The organism is Streptomyces ferrugineus, from assembly GCF_015160855.1.
Taxonomy (GTDB): Bacteria; Actinomycetota; Actinomycetes; order Streptomycetales; family Streptomycetaceae; genus Streptomyces; species Streptomyces ferrugineus.
Window position 1 is genome coordinate 150,696 of the sequence record NZ_CP063373.1, and the last position, 19,977, is coordinate 170,672.

Sequence of the window (19,977 nt, forward strand, 5' to 3'; positions counted from 1 at the left end):
TTGGTACGTGAACTAGCGCGAGGATCCAAGTGCCTCGCCGATCCCTCTACGGAGCCGTGACCATGGGGCACTACAAGTCGAATCTCCGCGACATCGAGTTCAACCTCTTCGAAGTACTCGGCCGCGACAAGCTGTACGGCACGGGTCCGTTCGAGGAGATGGACGTCGAGACCGCGAAGAGCATCCTCGAGGAGCTGACCCGGCTCTCGGAGAACGAGCTCGCCGAGTCCTTCGCGGACGCCGACCGCAACCCGCCGGTCTTCGACCCGGAGACCAACACCGCACCGGTCCCGGCCTCCTTCAAGAAGAGCTACAAGGCCTTCATGGACTCCGAGTACTGGCGGCTCGGCCTGTCCGAGGAGATCGGCGGCACCACCGCTCCCCCCTCCCTGATCTGGGCGTACGCGGAGCTGATCCTCGGCGCGAACCCGGCCGTGTGGATGTACTCCTCCGGTCCGGCGTTCGCCAACATCCTCTTCGAGGAGGGCAACGAGGTCCAGAAGAAGATCGCGCAGATCGCGGTCGAGCGGACCTGGGGCTCCACCATGGTGCTCACCGAGCCCGACGCGGGTTCGGACGTCGGCGCCGGGCGCACCAAGGCGGTCCAGCAGGAGGACGGCTCCTGGCACATCGAGGGCGTGAAGCGCTTCATCACCTCCGGTGAGCACGACATGGAGGAGAACATCCTTCACTACGTGCTCGCGCGTCCCGAGGGCGCGGGCCCCGGCACCAAGGGCCTGTCCCTCTTCCTCGTGCCGAAGTACCTGTTCGACTTCGAGACCGGCGAGCTGGGCGAGCGCAACGGCGTCTACGCCACCAACGTCGAGCACAAGATGGGCCTGAAGGCCTCCAACACCTGCGAGATGACCTTCGGCGACCAGCACCCCGCCAAGGGCTGGCTGATCGGCGACAAGCACGACGGCATCCGCCAGATGTTCCGGATCATCGAGTTCGCGCGGATGATGGTCGGCACGAAGGCGATCTCGACGCTGTCGACCGGCTACCTGAACGCGCTGGAGTACGCCAAGGAGCGCGTCCAGGGTCCGGACCTGGCGAACTTCATGGACAAGACCGCGCCCAAGGTCACCATCACCCACCACCCCGACGTGCGCCGCTCGCTGATGACGCAGAAGGCGTACGCGGAGGGCATGCGCGCGCTGGTGCTGTACACGGCGTCGGTGCAGGACTCGATCGCCGTCAAGGAGGCCGCGGGCGAGGACGCCAAGACCGAGCACGCGCTCAACGACCTGCTCCTGCCGATCGTCAAGGGCTACGGCTCCGAGAAGGGCTACGAGCAGCTCGCCCAGTCGCTGCAGACCTTCGGCGGCTCCGGCTTCCTGCAGGAGTACCCGATCGAGCAGTACATCCGGGACGCCAAGATCGACACCCTGTACGAGGGCACCACCGCGATCCAGGGCCAGGACTTCTTCTTCCGGAAGATCGTCCGCAACCAGGGCGCGGCCCTGAACTCCCTCGCCGAGGACATCAAGAAGTTCCTGGCGCTCGGTGAGGGCGGCGAGGAGCTCGGCGCGGCCCGCGAGCAGCTCGCGAAGGCCGCCGTGGAGCTGGAGGCGATCGTCGGCCTGATGCTGACCGACCTCGCGGCCACCGAGCAGGACGTCAAGAACATCTACAAGGTGGGCCTGAACACCACCCGCCTGCTGCTGGCCTCCGGCGACGTCGTCGTCGGCTACCTGCTGCTCAAGGGCGCCGCGATCGCCGCCGAGAAGCTTCCGACGGCCTCCTCCAAGGACAAGGCGTTCTACCAGGGCAAGATCGCGGCGGCGAAGTTCTTCGCGGCCAACGTCCTGCCGGGCGTCACCGGCGCGCGCAAGCTCGCCGAGGGCGTCGACCTGGACCTGATGGAGCTCGACGAGGCGGCCTTCTAACCGCCCGGTACCGCTGGGTTCCGGCCAGTCGTTCCGGTCACTCACGGACAATCCACATCGCCCTTACGAGGGCCCGCTCCCCTTCACCGGGAGTGGGCCCTCGTACGTCGTTAAGGTGAACCCCATGAGCGAACCCCCCCGCTTCGACCGCGGCCACACCGACGACCTCATGTCCTTCCTGGCGGCGAGCCCGTCGCCGTACCACGCCGTGGCGAACGCCGCCGAGCGGCTGGAGAAGGCCGGATTCAGGCAGGTCGCGGAGACGGACGCCTGGGACGGGACGAGCGGCGGCAAGTACGTGCTGCGCGGTGGCGCGATCGTGGCCTGGTACGTCCCCGAGGGCGCGGCGCCCCACACGCCGTTCCGGATCGTCGGCGCGCACACCGACTCGCCCAACCTGCGGGTGAAGCCGCAGCCCGACCTCGGCGCGCACGGCTGGCGCCAGGTGGCCGTGGAGATCTACGGCGGACCGCTGCTCAACTCCTGGCTCGACCGCGACCTGGGCCTCGCCGGCCGGGTGACGCTGCGGGACGGCTCCTCGCGCCTGGTGAACGTGGACCGTCCGCTGCTGCGCGTCCCCCAGCTCGCCATCCACCTGGACCGCTCGGTGTCGGCGGAGGGGCTCAAGCTCGACAAGCAGCGCCATCTGCAGCCCGTCTGGGGCCTCGGCGGCGAGGTGCGCGACGGCGATCTGATCGCCTTCCTGGAGGAGACGGCCGGGCTGGCGGCGGGCGAGATCACCGGCTGGGACCTGATGACCCACCCGGTCGAGGCGCCGGCGTACCTGGGCCGGGACAAGGAGCTTCTCGCCGGTCCGCGCATGGACAACCTGCTGTCGGTCCACGCCGGCACGGCGGCGCTGGCCGCGGTGGCCGGCTCGGGCGCCGCACTGCCGTACATCCCGGTCCTGGCCGCCTTCGACCACGAGGAGAACGGTTCCCAGAGCGACACCGGCGCCGACGGGCCGCTGCTCGGCGGCGTCCTGGAGCGTTCGGTGTTCGCGCGCGGGGGAGCGTACGAGGACAAGGCCCGTGCCTTCGCGGCCACCGTCTGTCTCTCCTCCGACACCGGCCACGCGGTGCACCCCAACTACGCCGAGCGCCACGACCCGACGCACCACCCGCGCGTCAACGGCGGACCGATCCTCAAGGTGAACGTCAACAACCGCTACGCGACCGATGGTTCGGGCCGCGCGGTGTGGGCGGCGGCCTGCGAGAGGGCGGAGGTCCCCTTCCAGTCCTTCGTCTCCAACAACTCCATGCCCTGCGGCACCACCATCGGCCCGATCACCGCGGCCCGGCACGGCATCAAGACCGTCGACATCGGGGTGGCGATCCTGTCGATGCACAGCGCGCGGGAGTTGTGCGGTGCGGACGACCCGTGGCTGCTGGCGAACTCTCTGGTGGCGTTCCTGGAAGGGTAGTTCCGGCCGGGTGGGGTACCCGCCTCCGACCGGAACCACCGGACCCGGACAGGGAGGCGACAACTCATGGGCCTGGGCGGGTGCATCATTCTCATCGCCGCAGGAGCCATCCTCACGTTCGCGACCGACTGGGAGATGGAGGGCGTCAATCTCGACCTGGTCGGGGTCATCCTGATGATCGTGGGGCTGATCGGCGTCACGACGTTCAGCAGCATCGCCCGGCGCAGGCGGGTGGTCGTACCGCCCGCGACGCCGGTCGTCGAAGACGACCACCACCACCATCATCGGCGGGACGGGTACAGCGACGGTTACGGCGTCTGAGGCTCCGCCTCGTCGGCCGTCCCGTCGTCCATCCCCGCGAGCACCAGGGGAAGGCGGTCGACGCCGGTCCCGGCCAGGCGGACCGGGACACCCCAGTCCTGCTGGTGCACATGGCAGGCCGGGTACTCGTTGGCCGGGTCGTCGTCGCAGGACGCGGCCATCGCGGAGACATGCAGGACGCCTTCGGGGACGGCCGGGTCGATCTCCAGCGTCCGGGAGAGGTCCGTGTCCGCGCCCTCTCCCGACAGCAGCAGCTCGGGCGGGGTCGACGAGACCAGAAGCCGGGTCGACGGGCCGTACCGGGTGTCTAGCTTCTGGCCCGCCGGGGCCTGGAAGATCACGTCCAAGTGGAGCTTGCCGGGGGTGACTTCGGTGGCGGCACGCTGCGTGCGGTGGGCGACCGCCTCGACGCGCACGGCCTCCTCGGGCAGGCGCAGCCGGGTCAGCCGGTGCCGGGCCGACTCCACGACCACGATGTCGTCGCCGACGAGCACCGCGTCCGACGGCTCTCGCAGATCCGTGGCCAGGGTGGTGACCTCGCCGCTCGCCGGGTCGTAGCGGCGCAGGGCGTGGTTGTAGGTGTCGCTGACCGCGACCGAGCCGTCGGGGAGCGCCGTGACGCCCAACGGGTGTTGCAGCAGGGCCTGTTCGGCGGCGCCGTCGCGGTGGCCGAAGTCGAAGAGGCCGGTGCCGATGGCGGTGTGGACGGCGCCGTCGGTGTCCACCCAGCGCAGGGCGCTGGTCTCTGAGTCGGCCAGCCACAGGCGCTCGGGCGTCGCCGCGAGACCCGACGGCTGGGCGAACCAGGCCTCGGCGCCCGGGCCGTCGACCAGCCCTTCGTTGGTGGTGCCCGCGGCCACCGCGACCGTGCCCGTCGCCGGGTCGTACGTCCACAGCTGGTGGACGCCGGCCATCGCGATCCACACCCGCCCGGCGAAGACCGCCACATCCCACGGCGACGAGAGGTCCACCTCGCGCGCGGGACCGGACGTGGGTGAGCCCTGCCACCACTGCCGGCCGGTGCCCGCGAGGGTGGTGACGGCGCCGGTGGCGAGGTCGAGGCGGCGCAGGGCGTGGTTGACGGTGTCGGCGACGACGACCGAGGCGTCGTCGAGGAGGGTGAGGCCCTGCGGCTCGTTGAACGCCGCCGAGTCCGCCGTGCCGTCGGTGAACGCGCGCGTGCCGGAGCCGATCCGCCGCACGACCGTCTCCCCGTCCGCCGCCAGCTCCACGAGTTGATGCCGGGTGGTGTCGCTGACCAGGAAGGTCCCGCTCGGCAGCAGCAGCGCCTTGCCCGGGAAGCGCAGCACCGTCGGCTCCGGCTCCGGCGCCACGTACGGCCCGTCGCCGCGCCGCAGCGTCCCCTTCGCCTCGTGCTCGGCCTCCAGCTCGGTCACGAGCCGCTCGATGGCGTGCACATGCCCCTCACCGGCGTGCTGCGCGACGACGTATCCCTCAGGGTCGATCACGACGAGCGTCGGCCAGGCCCGCACCGCGTACTGCTTCCAGGTCGCCAGCTCGGGGTCGTCCAGGACGGGATGCGCCACGCCGTACCGCTCCACGGCGTCGACGACCGCACCGTGCTCGGCCTCGTGCACGAACTTGGGCGAGTGGACGCCGATGACGACGACGGTGTCCTGGTGCTTCTCCTCCAGCTCCCTGAGTTCGTCCAGGACATGCAGGCAGTTGATGCAGCAGAACGTCCAGAAGTCCAGGATCACGATGCGTCCGCGCAGGTCGGCGAGGGTGTACGAGCGGTCGCCCGTGTTCAGCCAGCCACCTTCGCCGATCAGCTCGGGGGCCCGGACGCGGACGCGACGGGGAGTGGAGTCGGTCATGGATCAAGCGTGCCACCAGCCACTGACAGTCAGGTCAGCGCATGCCCGGTCGTGGCGTCCACATGGTCCGGGATCTCGTCGTGGCGGTCGCCGACGGTGAGGGTTCCGGTGGGTTCGAGGAGGAGGATGCGGGTGGGCACGGGGGCGTACGGCTTGTGTTCCGTGCCGCGCGGGACCGTGAAGACCGAGCCCTTCGACAGGACGACGGTGCGCTCGCCCGTCGGCTCCCGCAGGGCGATGTGCAGTTCGCCGTCCAGGACCAGGAAGAACTCGTCGGTGTGGTCGTGGACGTGCCAGACGTGCTCGCCCTCGACCTTGGCGACGCGGACGTCGTAGTCGTTGACGGCCGTGACGATGCGGGGGCTCCACTGCTCGGTGAAGGATGCGAGGGCCTGGTCCAGGGAGACGGGTTCGCTGTTCATGGGCTCATCCTGACCGTGGCTCCCGGCTGGCACGAGTGCTAGAAATCGCACATGGCGCATGGATCCTCTCAGCCGGGGCGACCGCACCGGGTCGCCGTGATCGTCGACGAAGGCACCAACCCGTTCGAAGTGGGGGTCGCGACGGAGCTGTTCGGGCTGCCGCGGCCCGAACTGGGCCTCCCGCACCCGCTGTACGAGGTGACGCTGTGTTCGCCGATGCCCGAGGTACGGATGAATCACGGCTTCTTCACGCTGACCGGCGTGCCCGGGCTGGAGGCGGTCGACGAGGCGGACACCCTCGTCGTGCCCGGCCGCCCGGACAACGTCGTGCCGCGCGGCGCCGAGGTCCTGGACGCCATCCGGCGCGGCCACGCGCGCGGAGCGCGCGTGATGAGCCTGTGCACCGGAAGCTTCGCGCTGGCCGAGGCCGGGCTGCTCGACGGGCGGCGGGCCACCACGCACTGGATGTGGGCAGCCGCCTTCCGCGAGCTGCATCCGAGGGTGCTGCTGGACCCGGACGTCCTCTTCGTCGACGAGGGCGACGTCCTGACCGCCTCGGGCAGCGCGGCCGCGCTCGACCTCGGCCTGCACATCTGGCGCCGCGACCACGGCGCGGAGCTCGCCAACGCCGTCTCCCGCCGGCTCGTCTTCGCGGCCCACCGCGACGGCGGGCAGAAGCAGTTCGTGGAGCGGCCGGTGCCCGAGGTGCCGGACGAGTCGCTGGCGCCGCTGCTGGCGTGGGCGCGGGAGCGGCTGGGGGAGCCGCTGACGGTGGCCGACCTGGCGGCGCGGGCGGCCGTGTCGCCGGCCACCCTGCACCGGCGCTTCCGGGCGCAGCTCGGGACGACGCCGCTGGCCTGGCTGACGGGGGAGAGGGTGACGCTCGCGTGCCGGCTGATCGAGCGCGGCGAGGAGCGGCTGGACGTGGTGGCCGCCCGCAGCGGACTGGGAACCGCGGCGAACCTGCGCGCACGCGTGCGGGGCGTGACCGGGCTCAGCCCGTCGGCCTACAGACGGCGTTTCGGACCGGGCGGCGGGGAACGCCTCGTGCATGAGATTCCTCGTACGCGACCGGCTCCTCGGCTTCGGTGACGACTACTGGATCGAGGACGACCGGGGCAACAAGGTGTTCCTCGTCGACGGCAAGGCGATGCGGCTGCGGGACACCTTCGAGCTGAAGGACGCCCAGGGGCATGTCGTCATCGGCATCCACCAGAAGATGCTCGCCCTGCGGGACACGATGGTGATCGAGCGGGGCGGCCGGCCGCTCGCCAGGATCCGCCGCAAGCGGCTGTCCCTGCTGCGCAACCACTACCGGGTGTCCCTGGCGGACGGCAGCACGGAACTCGACGTCAGCGGCAAGATCCTCGACCGGGAGTTCGCCGTCGAGTACGACGGCGAACTGCTGGCCGTCGTCTCCCGGCGCTGGCTGCACGTCCGGGAGACCTACGGCGTGGACGTCGTACGGGACGACGCGGATCCGGCGCTGCTGATCGCGGTCGCGGTGTGCGTGATCCACCTCGCCGAGAAGGAGCGGGACGACAACGACTAGCGGCACATACGCTTCCTCGGCGAGGGCGGGTACGCGCGCGTCGGGGGGAGCGGAAGTGGAGCGCACGAGGCGTTCGGAGCGGCGGAGACAGGAGCTGCGGGAGCGGAGCGGTCGGGTCGAGGACCTCGCCGCCACGATGGCGGCCCCGGCACAGCCGCTGCGGTGGCGGTCCGGTTGGCGCGGCAGGGTCGTCGGTGCCGTGTGGTGTGTGCTGTACGTCGTGCTGGTCGACCGCCCCGAGGGAGCGGGCTGGGCACACCCGGAGCCCGGCGCCCTGTTCTTCGCGGCGTGGACGTCGCTGGTCGCGGCCTGGGTGTTCTGCCGGATCGCACTGTGGCGCATCACCGCGGACCGTGAGGGGGTGTTCGTCCGCCGCATGTGGTCCACGCGCTTCCTGCCGTGGTCGCGGCTCGGCCGGGTGGAGCTGCGCAAGGACGGGATGCTGGAGTTCCTCGGCGTGGAGGGGGCGCCGATGGCGGGCTTCTTCCAGCCGCCGTGGCTGGCCCGGATCACCGGCCGCCCCGGCGTCGGCCAGCACACGGCCGACACTCTGACGGCCATGGCCCGCCATGGTGATCTGCGACCCGCTGCCAGGGCCGCCCGGCCGGCAGCGGGCTCGGCCCTCGCCCGGTGGGCCGTACCGGTGGCCGGCGGCCTGTACGTCGCCGGGGAGCTTCTGCACCGCTGACTCCGGCCGTCCTCGGTGTCACCCCACCGGAGGCGGTCAGCGGCGTGGCGCCGCCAGCCCCAGCATCCGGTCCTTCAGCGCCGGGAACTGATCCCGTGTCACCGCGACCTTGCCCGGGTCGAACTCCACCGTGAGGACCTGCTCCCCCGCGCCGGCCTGTGCGAGCACCTCACCCCAGGGGTCGACCACGATCGAGTGACCGGCCTGTGGAACTCCGGCGTGCGTCCCGGCCGTTCCACAGGCGAGCACGAACGCCTGGTTCTCCACCGCCCGGGCCTGAGCCAGCAGCGTCCAGTGCGCCCGGCGGCGCTCCGGCCAGCCCGCCGGGACGACCAGGGTCTCGGCACCGGCGTCGACGAGACCGCGGAACAGCTCGGGGAAACGGAGGTCGTAGCAGGTGGCCACGCCCAGGACGGTCTCGGGGAGCCGGACCGTCACCAGTTCCTCGCCCGCGCTCATCAGCACCGCCTCGCCCTTGTCGAAGCCGAACCGATGGATCTTCCGGTACGCGGCGGCCAGATCACCGGAGGGAGAGAAGACGAGAGAGGTGTTGTAGAGCGGCCCCTCGGGGTCCCGCTCCGGGATCGAGCCCGCGTGCAGCCATACGCCCGCGTCGCTCGCGGCCTTCGCCATCACCTCGTACGTCGGCCCTTCGAGCGGCTCGGCCTCGCTGCCGAAGCCCTCGTAGGCGAACGCCCCGGTGGTCCACAGCTCCGGCAGCACGACGAGGTCGGCCGCCCCGGCCTGTTCCCGGACGAGCGAGGCTACGCGCACCCTGCGCGATTCGACCGATTCGCCCTCATTGACGTCGATCTGGAGCAGAGAGGCGCGCACACTACCACCGTCCTGGCATTCGAGCCGTTCATACGGGCCTACGATCGTCACACGAAAGCACTGCCGGGGTGCCTCACAGCAGCGTAACTTAGCGTTCCAAGACACCCGCCGACAGCCACCTCCCACTGGCAACGCCGCCACAACCCGCCCGTGTACCGACCGCCGAGGGGTCCCGTTCCGTGAGTCTGCATCCCACCCTCCAGCCCTACGCCGACGCCTGGACCCACTCCATCGAAGCGATATCCGAGCTGGTGACGCCGCTGGTGGAGGGCGAGTGGAATCGGCGGACGCCCTGCCCCGGCTGGTCGGTCCGCGACGTCGTGTCGCATGTCATCGGCCTGGACTGCGAGATGCTCGGCGACCCGCGCCCTATCCACACGCTGCCGCGCGACCTCTTCCACGTCACCAACGACCATCAGCGTTACATGGAGATGCAGGTCGACGTCCGCCGTCATCACACGGCGCCGGAGATGACGTCCGAGCTGGAGTACACGATCATCCGGCGCAACCGCCAGCTGCGCAACGAGTCCCGCGACCCCGGCACCAAGGTGCGCGGCCCGCTCGGGGCGGAGCTCACCCTCGAAGAGTCGATGCGCACTCACGCCTTCGACGTCTGGGTCCACGAACAGGACCTGCGCACCGCCCTCGGCCGCCCCGGCAATCTCGACTCCCCCGGTGCGCACGTGGCCCGGGACGTGCTGCTCGCCGCCCTCCCCGAGATCGTCGCCACCAAGGCCGACGCGCCCCGCAGCTCGGCGATCGTCGTCGACGTGCACGGCCCGGTCGAGTTCCTGCGCACGATCCGCATCGACATCCAGGGCCGCGGCACCCTCGAAACGGCCCCTGCCCTCGGCCCCGCCGCCACCCTCACCCTCGACTGGGAAACCTACTTCCGCCTGGCCTGCGGCCGCACCACACCGGAGGCGGCGGCGGACCGAGTGAAGACAGAGGGCGACGCCGGCCTGACAACGGCCATCCTGCGCAACTTCACGGTGACGCAGTAGCCCAACGGCACCCGCAGGCCCCCTCAACGCCGGCCGACACAATCCAGCCAGCCCGTCCGGCGTTTGAGGACAAGGCCCCTTCAGGGCCGGAGCGGGGTCTGGGGCGGCAGCCCCAGCGGGGGTCGAAGGGGCGAAGCCCCTGGGGATGGGACGGGTAGGGGCGGCGGGGGCGAAATCCGCTGTCGCCCGCCCCCCACCCACGGCTAGCGTCCCGCCGTGACCGATACAGAGACCGCTACAGACGACCACGCCCACGCCAACCAGCCCCCACGCCTGACCCGCCTCACCTTCCACGGCCCCCTGTCGGAAACCCGCGCGACCGCCCTCGTCCAGCGCCTGACCCGCACCAACCCCACCACCGTCCTCGACATCGGCTGCGGCTGGGCCGAGTTGATGCTCCGCATCCTGACCGCCGCACCGAAGGCGACAGGCATCGGAATAGACCTCAACGCCGACGACCTCACCCGCGCCCGCCGCAACGCAGCGGACCGAGGGCTCCAGGAAAGGGCCGAGTTCATCGAGGAGTCGGCCACCAGAACCTCCCGCGGCCCCGCCGACCTCGTCCTGTGCGTAGGCGCGAGCCAGGCCCTGGCCACGCCCAGCACGCCCGACCACACCGCCGAGGCCCTGAGCGAACTACGCCGCCTGGTCACCGACAACGGCCGCGTCCTGCTCGGCGAGGGCTTCTGGCAGCGCCCCCCGACCCCCACCGAACTCTCCGGCATGTGGCCACAGGCCGCCGCCACCGACCACCACGACCTCGCGACCCTCCTGGACCTCGCGGTCGCCGCCGGCTTCCGCCCGGAGTGGACGGAGACGGCGACCTTGGAGGAGTGGGAGGAGTTCGAGTCGGCGTACCAGGCGGACGTCGAGGTGTGGCTCGCCCGGAACCCCGCCCACCCCCTCGCCGCCGAGACCCGCGAGCGCCTCGACCGCCACCGCGCCCAGTGGATGAGCTACCGCGGGGTGCTGGGCCTGGCGTACCTCACGCTCGTCCCGGCCCTGTAGTACCTCAGGCCGCCGCCGGCTCACGCGGGAACGTGCACCGTCTCCACCCTGCTGGCGACCAGCCGTTCCCGCTCCCTGCGCGCCGCCCGCTTCCGCAGCCGCAGGATCTGGCCGACCCCGAGCGCCTGGAGGACGAATACCACCGAGAAGGCGATGGCGTAGTCGCCGCCGGTCGCGTCCAGCAGCACACCGACCGCGAGCAACGTCGTCATCGAGGCGACGAAACCGCCCATGTTGGTGATCCCGGACGCCGTCCCCTGACGCTCCGGCGGATTCGCCGGCCGAGCGAAGTCGAAGCCGAGCATCGAGGCCGGCCCGCACGCACCGAGCACCGCGCACAGCACGATCAGCAGCCACATCGGCGCCGTCTCACCGGGCCAGGCCAGCGTCGTCGCCCACAGCGCCGCCGTCGCCGCGACGGTGCCGAGCGCCAGCGGGAGCCGCGCCTCGTGGTGCCGGGCGACGATCTGGCCGTAGACCAGGCCCACCACCATGTTGGACAGGACGACGAGGGTGAGCAGTTCACCGGCCGTCGCCACCGACAGCCCCTGCGCCTGAACCAGGAACGGCAGCCCCCACAGCAGCAGGAACACCATCGCCGGGAACTGCGTCGTGAAGTGCACCCACAGCCCCAGCCGCGTGCCGGGCTCCCGCCAGGACGCGGCGATCTGGCGACGTACGTACGCCGCGCCCTGGTGCGGCAGCGGCGCCGGCTCGTGTCCCTCGGGGTGGTCCTTCAGGAACAGCAGCACCAGCACGAGTACGACGGCACCCGCGCCCGCGCTGCCCGCGAACGCCGCCGTCCAGCCCACCCCGTGCAGCAGCCGCGCCAGCACCAGCGTGGAGACGAGGTTGCCCGCCATGCCCACGAGGCCGGCGAGCTGCGCGATCAGCGGGCCGCGCCGGGCCGGGAACCAGCGGGTGCCCAGCCGCAGCACGCTGATGAACGTCATCGCGTCGCCGCAGCCCAGCAGGGCGCGCGAGGCGAGGGCGGTGCCGTACGACGGCGAGAAGGCGAAGCCGAGTTGGCCCGCCGTGAACAGCACCACGCCCAGGGTCAGCACCTTCTTGGTGCCGAGCCGGTCGACCAGCAGGCCCACGGGTATCTGCATGCCCGCGTACACGAGCAGCTGGAGGATCGAGAACGTCGACAGGGCCGAGGCGTTCACGTCGAAGCGGTCGGCGGCGTCGAGGCCGGCGACCCCCAGCGACGTACGGAAGATGACGGCGACGAAGTAGACCGAGACGCCTATGCCCCAGACGGCGACGGCGCGGCGGCCGCCCGGGGGGTCGCCGGGCAGTGCGGCGGACCTCATCGCTCCTCACCCCGCGCGAGGTGCGAGAACCAGTCGATGTGCCGGTGGACCAGCCCGACGGCCGCCTCGGCGTCCCCGGAGCGCAGGGCCTGGAGGATCTCCTCGTGTTCGGCGAGGGTCTTGGCGATCCGGTCGGGGTGGGAGTGCAGGACGGCGACGCCCATGCGCAGTTGCCGGTCGCGCAGTTGGTCGTAGAGCCGGGAGAGGATCTCGTTGCCGCCGCTGCGGACGATCTCGGCGTGGAAGCAGCGGTCGGTGACGGCGGCTGCGGCGAGGTCGCCGGCGGCGGCCTGGGCCTTCTGCCGGTCGAGCAGTTCCTGGAGGCGCTCGATGAGTCCGGGGGGCGCGGGTACGGCCTTGCGCGCCGCGTGCTCCTCGACGAGTATCCGCGTCTCCACGACGTCCTTGATCTCCTGCGCGGAGACCGGCAGGACCAGTGCGCCCTTCTTCGGGTAGAGCTTGATCAGCCCTTCGACCTCCAGCCGCAGCAGCGCCTCGCGCACCGGGGTGCGCGAGACCCCGACGGCCTCGGCCAGCTCGCCCTCGGTGAGCAGCGTCCCGCCTTCGTAACGGCGGTCCAGGACGCCCTGTTTGACGTGGGTGTAGACACGGTCGGCGGCGGGGGGCTGCTTGACGGGGGCGGGTGGTGCGGAAGGCATGCGCACATCATAGATACAACACGTACGCATACCGGGAACCCGTCCACCATGCGGACCACTCCGCATCCTTCGGAATCCTCACGCGAAGAAGCACCATTCACCCCAGCGGCTGCACAACCTTCTGTGCTAATTACGTGTCACACACGTGCGGCCCGACCTTCTTCTCCTTCAATTCGGCCGCATTTTCGGGGTATTTCGACGTAATCGGGGTATTTCAGTTGATAACCGCCACCAAGGGCCTCCGTATCCGCAGGGCAGCCGCCGTCGCCATGACCACCGGCGCCGTGTTCGCCACCGGAGCCCTCACCGCGGCACCCGCGCAGGCCGTGACGGCGCCCACCATCACCGCCAAGGGCGGGTATGTGATGAACGGCGCGAACGGCAAGACCCTGTTCACCAAGGCCGCGGACACCAAGAGGCTCACCGCCTCCACCACCAAGATCATGACCGCCAAGGTGGTGCTCTCACAGGCGAACCTGAACCTGAACACCAAGGTGACGATCAGGAAGGAGGTCAGCGACTACATCGTCTCCCAGGGAGCCTCGTCGGCCCGGCTCATCGTCGGCGACAAGGTCACCGTCCGTCAGCTCCTGTACGGGATGATGCTGCCGTCCGGCTGTGACGCCGCGATGACCCTCGCCGACAAGTTCGGCTCCGGCTCCACGGTCAAGGCCCGCACCAAGAACTTCATCGGCAAGATGAACGCCATGGCCAGGAGCCTGGGCATGACCAACACGCACTTCGACTCGTTCGACGGCATAAGCAATGGCTCCAACTACTCGACGCCGCGCGACCTGACGAAGCTGGCGCGCAGCGCCATGAAGAGCGGCACGTTCAAGGCCGTCGTCAAGACCAAGGCGTACACGGCCAAGACCATCACGAAGACCGGCGCCACCCGCACCATGGCGACCTGGAAGAACACCAACACGCTGCTCGGCTGGAACGGCACGCTGGGCATCAAGACCGGCTCCGGCACCCAGGCCAAGTACTGCCTCGTCTTCGCCGCCACGAAGAACGGCGAGTCGGTCATGGGCGCGGTCCTCACCTCACCCTCCGAGGCGAACCGCACCTCCGACGTGAAGAAGCTGGTCAACTACGGCTACGCCCGGATCAGCTGACGCCCGTCCGCGTCAGAGCCACTCCGCGCCAAAGCCAAAGGGGCGGCCACTCGACGGTGGCCGCCCCTTTCGCCGTCACCCGTGGCTCACGCCCAGGTGATCAACCGCTTCGGCTGCTCCAGGATCGCCGCGACGTCGGCGAGCACCTTGGAGCCCAGTTCCCCGTCGACCAGCCGGTGGTCGAAGCTGAGCGCCAGCGTGGTGACCTGGCGCGGCTTCACCTTGCCCTTGTGGACCCACGGCTGGAGCTTGATCGCGCCGACCGCGAGGATCGCGGACTCGCCGGGGTTGAGGATCGGGGTGCCGGTGTCGACGCCGAAGACGCCGACGTTGGTGATGGTCACCGTGCCGCCCTGCATCGCGGCCGGGGTGGTCTTGCCCTCCCGTGCCGTCGACACCAGTTCGCCGAGCGCTTCGGCCAGTTGCGGCAGGGTCCTGGCGTGGGCGTCCTTGATGTTCGGCACGATCAGGCCGCGCGGGGTCGCCGCCGCGATGCCCAGGTTCACGTAGTGCTTCTGCACGATCTCCTGGTTGGCCTCGTCCCAGGACGCGTTGACGTCCGGGTTGCGCTTGATCGCGACCAGCAGGGCCTTGGCGATGAGCAGCAGGGGGTTCACGCGCAGGCCCGCGAACTCCTTGTCCTCCTTGAGCTCCTCGACCAGCTTCATCGTGCGTGTCACGTCGACCGTCACGAACTCCGTGACATGCGGTGCGGTGAACGCCGAGCCGACCATCGCGGCCGCCGTGGCCTTGCGGACGCCCTTGATCGGGACACGGGTCTCACGGGCCGTGTCGTAGGTGACCGCCGGCGCCGGGGCGGTGGCGGGCGCGGCGGCCGGGGCGGCCTGCGGTGCCGGCTCGGCGGCCGGCGGGGCCACGGCCGCGTGGACGTCCTCGCGGGTGATGATGCCGTCCGGGCCGGTCGGCGTCACCGTGGCCAGGTCGACGCCCAGGTCCTTGGCCAGCTTGCGCACCGGCGGCTTGGCCAGCGGCCGGGGCGGCGCCACCGGCTCCGCGGGACCGTGGCCGTTCAGCTCGGACTGCAGGGCCTGGGCCGCGGGCTCCTGGCGCGGGGCGTCGGCCCCCTTGCGCGGGCGGCGCTTGGTCGACGTCTGGGCCACGCCGTAGCCGACCAGCACGGGCTGGCGGCCCTGCGGCTCGGCCTCCTCCGCCGGGGCCTCCGGCTGTGCGGCGGGGGCCTCGGCGGTGGGGGCCTCGGCGGCGGGCGCCGTCCCGCCCGCGACGTCCACGGCGATGATCGCCGTACCGACGTCCACCGTCGTGCCCTCGGGGAAGTGCAGCTCACGGACCACCCCGTCGTACGGGATGGGCAGTTCCACGGCCGCCTTGGCCGTCTCGACCTCGCACACCACCTGGCCGTCGGTGACCGTGTCGCCCGGCTGGACGTACCACTTGAGGATCTCCGCCTCGGTGAGTCCCTCGCCCACGTCGGGCATCTTGAACTCACGCACGGACGCTTCAGTCATCGTCGTCACGACCCTCTCCTCAGTACGCCAGGGCACGGTCGACGGCGTCGAGCACCCGGTCCAGGCCCGGCAGGTACTCCTCCTCCAGGCGCGCCGGCGGATACGGGGCGTGATAGCCGCCCACCCGCAGCACCGGGGCCTCCAGGTGGTAGAAGCAGCGCTCCGTGATCCGGGCGGCGATCTCCGCGCCCGAGCCGAAGAACACCGGCGCCTCGTGGACCACGACCAGACGGCGGGTCTTCTCGACGGAGGCCTGAATCGAGTCGAAGTCGAGCGGGGAGACCGAGCGCAGGTCCAGGACCTCCAGGCTGCGGCCCTCCTCGGCGGCCGCCGCGGCGACCTCCTGGCAGAGCTTCACCATCGGGCCGTAGGCGGCCAGGGTGAGGTCCGTGCCCTCGCGGACCACGCGTGCCTTGTGCAGCGGGCCCGGGATCGCCTCAGTGTTGACCTCGGCCTTGTCCCAGTAGCGCCGCTTCGGCTCGAAGAAGATCACCGGGTCGTCGCTCTGGATGGCCTGCTGCATCATCCAGTACGCGTCGGAGGCGTTGGACGGCGAGACGATCTTCAGGCCCGCCACGTGCGCGAAGAGGGCTTCCGGCGACTCCGAGTGGTGCTCGACCGCGCCGATGCCGCCGCCGTAGGGGATACGGACGACGACCGGGAGCTTGACCTTGCCCAGCGAGCGGGCGTGCATCTTCGCGAGCTGCGTGACGATCTGGTCGTACGCCGGGAAGACGAAGCCGTCGAACTGGATCTCCACCACCGGACGGTATCCGCGCAGGGCGAGACCGATCGCGGTGCCGACGATGCCGGACTCGGCGAGGGGGGTGTCGATGACGCGGCTGTCGCCGAAGTCCTTCTGCAGGCCGTCGGTGACCCGGAAGACACCGCCGAGCTTGCCGACGTCCTCGCCCATGATGACGACCTTGGGGTCCGCGTCCAGGGCGCGGCGCAGCGACTCGTTGATCGCCTTGGCGAGAGCCATCTTCTCGGCCATCTCAGTTACCCCCCTCTACGTCCGAGAACGACGCCTGGTAGGCGGCGAACCGGGCGCGCTCCTCGTCGACGAGCGCATGCCCGTCCGCGTACACGTTCTCGAAGATCGCGAAGTGGTCCGGGTCCGGCATGGCGCGGACCGCCTCGCGCACTCGCTTGCCCAACGCCTCGCTCTCGGCCTCCAGTTCCGCGAAGAATCCCTCGTCCGCGTGATTTGAGGCCTCGAGGTGGCGGCGAAGGCGCAGGATCGGGTCCTTCGCCTCCCAGGCCTGGCGCTCCTCATCCCCCCGGTAGCGGGTGGGGTCGTCGGAGGTGGTGTGGGCGCCCATGCGGTACGTGTACGCCTCGACCAGCGTCGGCCCCTCGCCGCCGCGGGCGCGCTCCAGCGCCCACTTCGTCACGGCGAGGCAGGCCAGGACGTCGTTGCCGTCGACGCGGACGCCGGGGAAGCCGAAGCCCTGGGCGCGCTGGTAGAGCGGCACACGGGTCTGCTTCTCGGTCGGCTCGGAGATCGCCCACTGGTTGTTCTGGCAGAAGAACACCACGGGGGCGTTGTAGACCGCGGAGAAGGTGAAGGACTCGGCCACGTCGCCCTGGCTGCTCGCGCCGTCGCCGAAGTAGGCGATGACCGCGCTGTCGGCGCCGTCCTTGGTGATGCCCATCGCGTAGCCCGTGGCGTGCAGCGTCTGGGAGCCGATGACGATCGTGTAGAGCTGGAAGTTGTTGCTGTTGGGATCCCAGCCGCCGTTGTTCACGCCGCGGAACATGCCGAGCAGGTTCGTCGGGTCGACCCCGCGACACCAGGCGACGCCGTGCTCACGGTAGGTCGGGAAGACGTAGTCGTCCTCGCGGGTGGCCCGGCCGGAGCCGATCTGGGCGGCCTCCTGGCCGAGCAGCGACGCCCACAGGCCCAGCTCGCCCTGGCGCTGCAGGGAGGTGGCCTCGGCGTCGAAGCGTCGGGTGAGCACCATGTCGCGGTAGAGGCCGCGGAGCTCTTCGGGGGTGATGCCGGCGACGTACTTGTCGTACTCGGCGTTCTTGACGCGCTTGCCCTCGGGCGTCAGCAGCTGCACGAGCTCGGGGTCGGCGCCCTGCGATTTCCTTGCGGTTGTGGTCTTGCCGGCCGTGCTCTTGGTACCGGCGCTGCGTCGCGGCTTTCGCGCGGCAGTGCTCTCCACGGTCACGTGTGCTCCTCCGTCGGTCCGGCTACCCGGGTTCGCCGGGTGCCAGTGCGGCTCACCTGAAGCCCTACGGACGCACAGGGTGGGTGCGGCTCGTTGGGGGACAGGCGTGACAGGTGCCCCGGCGAGCGCCCTGCAAAAAGCACGTTACCCAGTGCTCCACATTTCTGTGAAACCCCTCCTGACCTGCGTTTTTGCTTGGATATCCAAGTAAATCGCGAAAGTCGGGAACAACTCCTGGTCACAGCCTTGCAGGGGGCCGGAACAACGGCACGTTATATCGGTGACCCAGGTCACGGGAAGAGGCGCCGGGAAGAGATCGACCGAAAGGAAGATCAAATACAAGCGCGCGTGGAGCCCGTTTCCGGGCCACACGCGCGCGTGGGAGGTGCTTGCGGTTTCAACCGAGCGGGGTCAGCCCCCGGTGGTGCCGTCCGTCGGAGCCGTGGGGGGCGTCGTCGGCACGGTGGGGTCCTCCGTCGGATCCTCGGTGGGGTCCTCCGTCGGATCCTCCGTGGGCTCCTGCGTCGTCGGCTGCTCGGTCGGCGTGTACGAGGGCTGCTCGGTCGGCGTGTACGAGGGCTGCTCGGTCGGCGTGTAGTCCGGGTCGCCGCCCGTGCCGCCACCGTCGTCGGTGACCTCCTCCGTCGGCTCCTCGGTCGGCTCGTCCGTGGGCTCCTCGGTCGCCTTGTCCTCGTCGGCGGTCTGCGACGTGGTCGGCGTCGGTGTGGTGTCCGTACCGCCGCCGCCACCGCCGCCGCCGTTGTTCAGCGCCAGCGCCACGCCCGCCGCGATGGCGATCACCGCGAGGACGGCCAGGATCCACAGCTTGCCGCGACCGCCGCCGCCCTTGTTGCCGTGCCCCTCGAAGCCTCCGTCGTCTCCGCCCCCGTACCGGTTGGGCAGGATCGGCTGCGGGATCTGCGTCGTACCGGCGCCGGAGTCGCCGGGGTGCCCCATGACGGTCGTGTTCGCGAAGCCGGCCGCCGGGGTGTGCCGGCCGTCGTGCACGGCCACCGGGCCGGTGTTCCAGGTGCCGGTGTGGCCGCCCTGGTCGTACAGCATCTGCAGGCCGTACTGGACGAGCCCGCGCATCTCCTCGGCCGTCTGGAAGCGGTCGTCGGGCTCCTTGGCGAGCGAGCGCATGACCAGGCCGTCGAGCTCGGGCGGCGTGGCGTCGGAGACCTCGGAGGGCGGGGTCGGGATGTCCTGGACGTGCTGGTAGACCACCGACAGCGGGGTCTCGCCGGTGAACGGCGGCCGCAGCGCCAGAAGTTCGTAGAGCAGACAGCCGGTCGCGTACAGGTCGGAGCGGTGGTCGACCGCCTTGCCGAGCGCCTGCTCGGGCGACAGGTACTGCGGCGTGCCCATGACCATGCCGGTCTGCGTCATCGTCGACTGCGCACCGTGCAGGGCGCGCGCGATGCCGAAGTCCATCACCTTCACGGCGCCGTTGTTGGTGATGATGACGTTGGCGGGCTTGATGTCGCGGTGCACGATGCCGTGCTGGTGGGAATAGGCGAGCGCCTCCAGGACGCCGGAGACGATGATCAGCGCCTGCTCCGGGCCGGGGGCCTCGGCGTTGATCAGGAGGTCGCGGATGGTCCGCCCCTCGACGATCTCCATGACGATGTACGGCACGCTCTGGCCGCCCACGACGTCCTCGCCGGAGTCGTACACGGCGACGATCGCGTGATGGTTGAGGCCGGCCACCGACTGCGCCTCGCGCGTGAAGCGGGCCTTGGACACCGGGTCCTCGGCGAGGTCCGAGCGCAGCAGCTTGACCGCCACGGTACGGCCGAGACGCACGTCCTCGGCCGCGAACACCTCGGCCATGCCGCCCCGGCCGAGTCTGCGGGTCAGCCGGTAACGGCCGTCCCCGACAAGTCCGCCATTACCCCACATTTCCGGCGCGTCTGACATACCGCCGCCAGCCGCCTCGGGGTCGGACGGGCCCTGAGCGCGCTGCTGCTGTGCCATCAGTCCTCGCCGTCGTTTCTGCCCGCGGTGCGCGCGGTGTTGTTACGGTCTCCGTCGGCCACGCTACAGCCTCCGCGCAAGCCGTCGGTCCGAGACGGTCGCCCCAACCGGACGGAGACGGACCGGCCATGAAACCGGTACCCCGTCCACTCGTGCAAATTCTGTGCACCGACGGTACGGCCGCTGTAACGCTTCCGCGACGCTCCCTTCGCGTACGGTCACGGAACGGGCACCGCGCTTGACCTGTCAGTGCCGTGGGGC

The 19,977-nt window shown here is 70.6% G+C and carries 18 protein-coding genes; 9 read left to right on the forward strand and 9 right to left on the reverse strand.

From position 1 onward, the window contains the following. Window positions 1-62: 62 nt before the first annotated feature. The 3 genes from IM697_RS00695 to IM697_RS00705 all read left to right on the forward strand — a co-directional run bounded on the left by IM697_RS00695 (window position 63) and on the right by IM697_RS00705 (window position 3,633). Complete coding sequence (locus tag IM697_RS00695) at window positions 63-1,889, forward strand: acyl-CoA dehydrogenase (RefSeq protein ID WP_194043670.1); 1,827 nt, start codon at window positions 63-65, stop codon at window positions 1,887-1,889. Window positions 1,890-2,013: 124 nt separating this feature from the next. Continuing rightward, complete coding sequence (locus IM697_RS00700; RefSeq protein ID WP_194043672.1) at window positions 2,014-3,312, forward strand: M18 family aminopeptidase; 1,299 nt, start codon at window positions 2,014-2,016, stop codon at window positions 3,310-3,312. A gap of 66 nt (window positions 3,313-3,378) precedes the next feature. Beyond that, window positions 3,379-3,633, forward strand: a complete 255-nt coding sequence (locus tag IM697_RS00705) for a DUF6458 family protein (protein WP_194043674.1) — start codon at window positions 3,379-3,381, stop codon at window positions 3,631-3,633. Here the strand turns inward: IM697_RS00705 and IM697_RS00710 are convergent. Continuing rightward, window positions 3,621-5,471, reverse strand: coding sequence for an NHL domain-containing thioredoxin family protein (locus IM697_RS00710; protein WP_194043676.1), 1,851 nt, complete (start codon window positions 5,469-5,471; stop codon window positions 3,621-3,623). The two genes, IM697_RS00705 and IM697_RS00710, sit on opposite strands and share 13 nt — an antisense overlap. Window positions 5,472-5,500: 29 nt before the next feature. After that, window positions 5,501-5,893, reverse strand: a complete 393-nt coding sequence (locus tag IM697_RS00715; RefSeq protein ID WP_194043679.1) for a cupin domain-containing protein — start codon at window positions 5,891-5,893, stop codon at window positions 5,501-5,503. Window positions 5,894-5,944: 51 nt separating this feature from the next. On the opposite strand from IM697_RS00715, the gene IM697_RS00720 reads away from it, so the two are divergent. The 3 genes from IM697_RS00720 to IM697_RS00730 are packed head-to-tail and all read left to right on the forward strand — an operon-like array spanning window position 5,945 to window position 8,133. Further along, a complete protein-coding gene (locus tag IM697_RS00720) occupies window positions 5,945-6,985 on the forward strand; it encodes a helix-turn-helix domain-containing protein (RefSeq protein ID WP_194043681.1) in 1,041 nt (346 codons plus the stop codon). Beyond that, the gene (locus IM697_RS00725; RefSeq protein ID WP_194043683.1) at window positions 6,945-7,445 is read left to right on the forward strand and encodes an LURP-one-related/scramblase family protein; all 501 of its coding nucleotides are present in this window, start codon (window positions 6,945-6,947) and stop codon (window positions 7,443-7,445) included. Before IM697_RS00720 ends, IM697_RS00725 begins: the two co-directional genes overlap by 41 nt. Window positions 7,446-7,500: 55 nt before the next feature. Further along, window positions 7,501-8,133 (forward strand): hypothetical protein, encoded by a 633-nt coding sequence (locus IM697_RS00730; RefSeq protein WP_194043685.1) that lies wholly within the window; start codon window positions 7,501-7,503, stop codon window positions 8,131-8,133. Between the two features lie 36 nt (window positions 8,134-8,169). Here the strand turns inward: IM697_RS00730 and IM697_RS00735 are convergent, their stop codons facing one another. Then, window positions 8,170-8,967 carry a carbon-nitrogen family hydrolase gene (locus IM697_RS00735; protein ID WP_194043687.1) on the reverse strand — a complete coding sequence of 266 codons (798 nt, stop codon included), beginning with the start codon at window positions 8,965-8,967 and terminating at the stop codon, window positions 8,170-8,172. Window positions 8,968-9,146: 179 nt separating this feature from the next. On the opposite strand from IM697_RS00735, the gene IM697_RS00740 reads away from it, so the two are divergent. Together IM697_RS00740 and IM697_RS00745 are read left to right on the forward strand one after the other, a co-directional pair. Then, the gene (locus tag IM697_RS00740; RefSeq protein ID WP_194043689.1) at window positions 9,147-9,971 is read left to right on the forward strand and encodes a maleylpyruvate isomerase family mycothiol-dependent enzyme; all 825 of its coding nucleotides are present in this window, start codon (window positions 9,147-9,149) and stop codon (window positions 9,969-9,971) included. 216 nt (window positions 9,972-10,187) lie between these two features. Further along, entirely contained in the window at window positions 10,188-10,979 is a 792-nt protein-coding gene (locus tag IM697_RS00745; RefSeq protein WP_194043691.1) for an SAM-dependent methyltransferase, read from the forward strand. Between the two features lie 20 nt (window positions 10,980-10,999). Here the strand turns inward: IM697_RS00745 and IM697_RS00750 are convergent, their stop codons facing one another. Together IM697_RS00750 and IM697_RS00755 are read right to left on the reverse strand one after the other, a co-directional pair. After that, complete coding sequence (locus tag IM697_RS00750; protein WP_194043693.1) at window positions 11,000-12,295, reverse strand: MFS transporter; 1,296 nt, start codon at window positions 12,293-12,295, stop codon at window positions 11,000-11,002. Continuing rightward, the gene (locus tag IM697_RS00755) at window positions 12,292-12,954 is read right to left on the reverse strand and encodes a GntR family transcriptional regulator (RefSeq protein WP_194043694.1); all 663 of its coding nucleotides are present in this window, start codon (window positions 12,952-12,954) and stop codon (window positions 12,292-12,294) included. Before IM697_RS00755 ends, IM697_RS00750 begins: the two co-directional genes overlap by 4 nt. A gap of 269 nt (window positions 12,955-13,223) precedes the next feature. On the opposite strand from IM697_RS00755, the gene IM697_RS00760 reads away from it, so the two are divergent. Beyond that, on the forward strand, window positions 13,224-14,072 hold the full coding sequence (locus IM697_RS00760) for a D-alanyl-D-alanine carboxypeptidase family protein (protein WP_194049529.1): 849 nt from the start codon (window positions 13,224-13,226) through the stop codon (window positions 14,070-14,072). A gap of 86 nt (window positions 14,073-14,158) precedes the next feature. Here the strand turns inward: IM697_RS00760 and IM697_RS00765 are convergent, their stop codons facing one another. From IM697_RS00765 to IM697_RS00780, 4 genes are all read right to left on the reverse strand, one after another. Continuing rightward, window positions 14,159-15,568, reverse strand: coding sequence for a dihydrolipoamide acetyltransferase family protein (locus IM697_RS00765; protein ID WP_194043696.1), 1,410 nt, complete (start codon window positions 15,566-15,568; stop codon window positions 14,159-14,161). Between the two features lie 10 nt (window positions 15,569-15,578). Further along, window positions 15,579-16,556 carry an alpha-ketoacid dehydrogenase subunit beta gene (locus IM697_RS00770; RefSeq protein WP_194043698.1) on the reverse strand — a complete coding sequence of 326 codons (978 nt, stop codon included), beginning with the start codon at window positions 16,554-16,556 and terminating at the stop codon, window positions 15,579-15,581. Between the two features lies 1 nt (window position 16,557). After that, window positions 16,558-17,739, reverse strand: coding sequence for a pyruvate dehydrogenase (acetyl-transferring) E1 component subunit alpha (gene pdhA, locus IM697_RS00775; RefSeq protein WP_194043700.1), 1,182 nt, complete (start codon window positions 17,737-17,739; stop codon window positions 16,558-16,560). A gap of 411 nt (window positions 17,740-18,150) precedes the next feature. Continuing rightward, a complete protein-coding gene (locus tag IM697_RS00780; protein WP_194043702.1) occupies window positions 18,151-19,716 on the reverse strand; it encodes a protein kinase domain-containing protein in 1,566 nt (521 codons plus the stop codon). Window positions 19,717-19,977: the final 261 nt, after the last annotated feature.

Bases quoted from the DNA above. Each gene is read 5' to 3' on its own strand.
- IM697_RS00720 (WP_194043681.1), top strand. From the start codon at position 5,945: ATGGCGCATGGATCCTCTCAGCCGGGGCGACCGCACCGGGTCGCCGTG.
- IM697_RS00755 (WP_194043694.1), bottom strand. From the start codon at position 12,954: ATGCCTTCCGCACCACCCGCCCCCGTCAAGCAGCCCCCCGCCGCCGAC.
- IM697_RS00700 (WP_194043672.1), top strand. From the start codon at position 2,014: ATGAGCGAACCCCCCCGCTTCGACCGCGGCCACACCGACGACCTCATG.
- IM697_RS00710 (WP_194043676.1), bottom strand. From the start codon at position 5,471: ATGACCGACTCCACTCCCCGTCGCGTCCGCGTCCGGGCCCCCGAGCTG.
- IM697_RS00725 (WP_194043683.1), top strand. From the start codon at position 6,945: ATGAGATTCCTCGTACGCGACCGGCTCCTCGGCTTCGGTGACGACTAC.
- IM697_RS00750 (WP_194043693.1), bottom strand. From the start codon at position 12,295: ATGAGGTCCGCCGCACTGCCCGGCGACCCCCCGGGCGGCCGCCGCGCC.
- IM697_RS00780 (WP_194043702.1), bottom strand. From the start codon at position 19,716: ATGGCACAGCAGCAGCGCGCTCAGGGCCCGTCCGACCCCGAGGCGGCT.
- IM697_RS00760 (WP_194049529.1), top strand. From the start codon at position 13,224: ATGACCACCGGCGCCGTGTTCGCCACCGGAGCCCTCACCGCGGCACCC.
- IM697_RS00705 (WP_194043674.1), top strand. From the start codon at position 3,379: ATGGGCCTGGGCGGGTGCATCATTCTCATCGCCGCAGGAGCCATCCTC.
- IM697_RS00695 (WP_194043670.1), top strand. From the start codon at position 63: ATGGGGCACTACAAGTCGAATCTCCGCGACATCGAGTTCAACCTCTTC.
- IM697_RS00715 (WP_194043679.1), bottom strand. From the start codon at position 5,893: ATGAACAGCGAACCCGTCTCCCTGGACCAGGCCCTCGCATCCTTCACC.
- IM697_RS00770 (WP_194043698.1), bottom strand. From the start codon at position 16,556: ATGGCCGAGAAGATGGCTCTCGCCAAGGCGATCAACGAGTCGCTGCGC.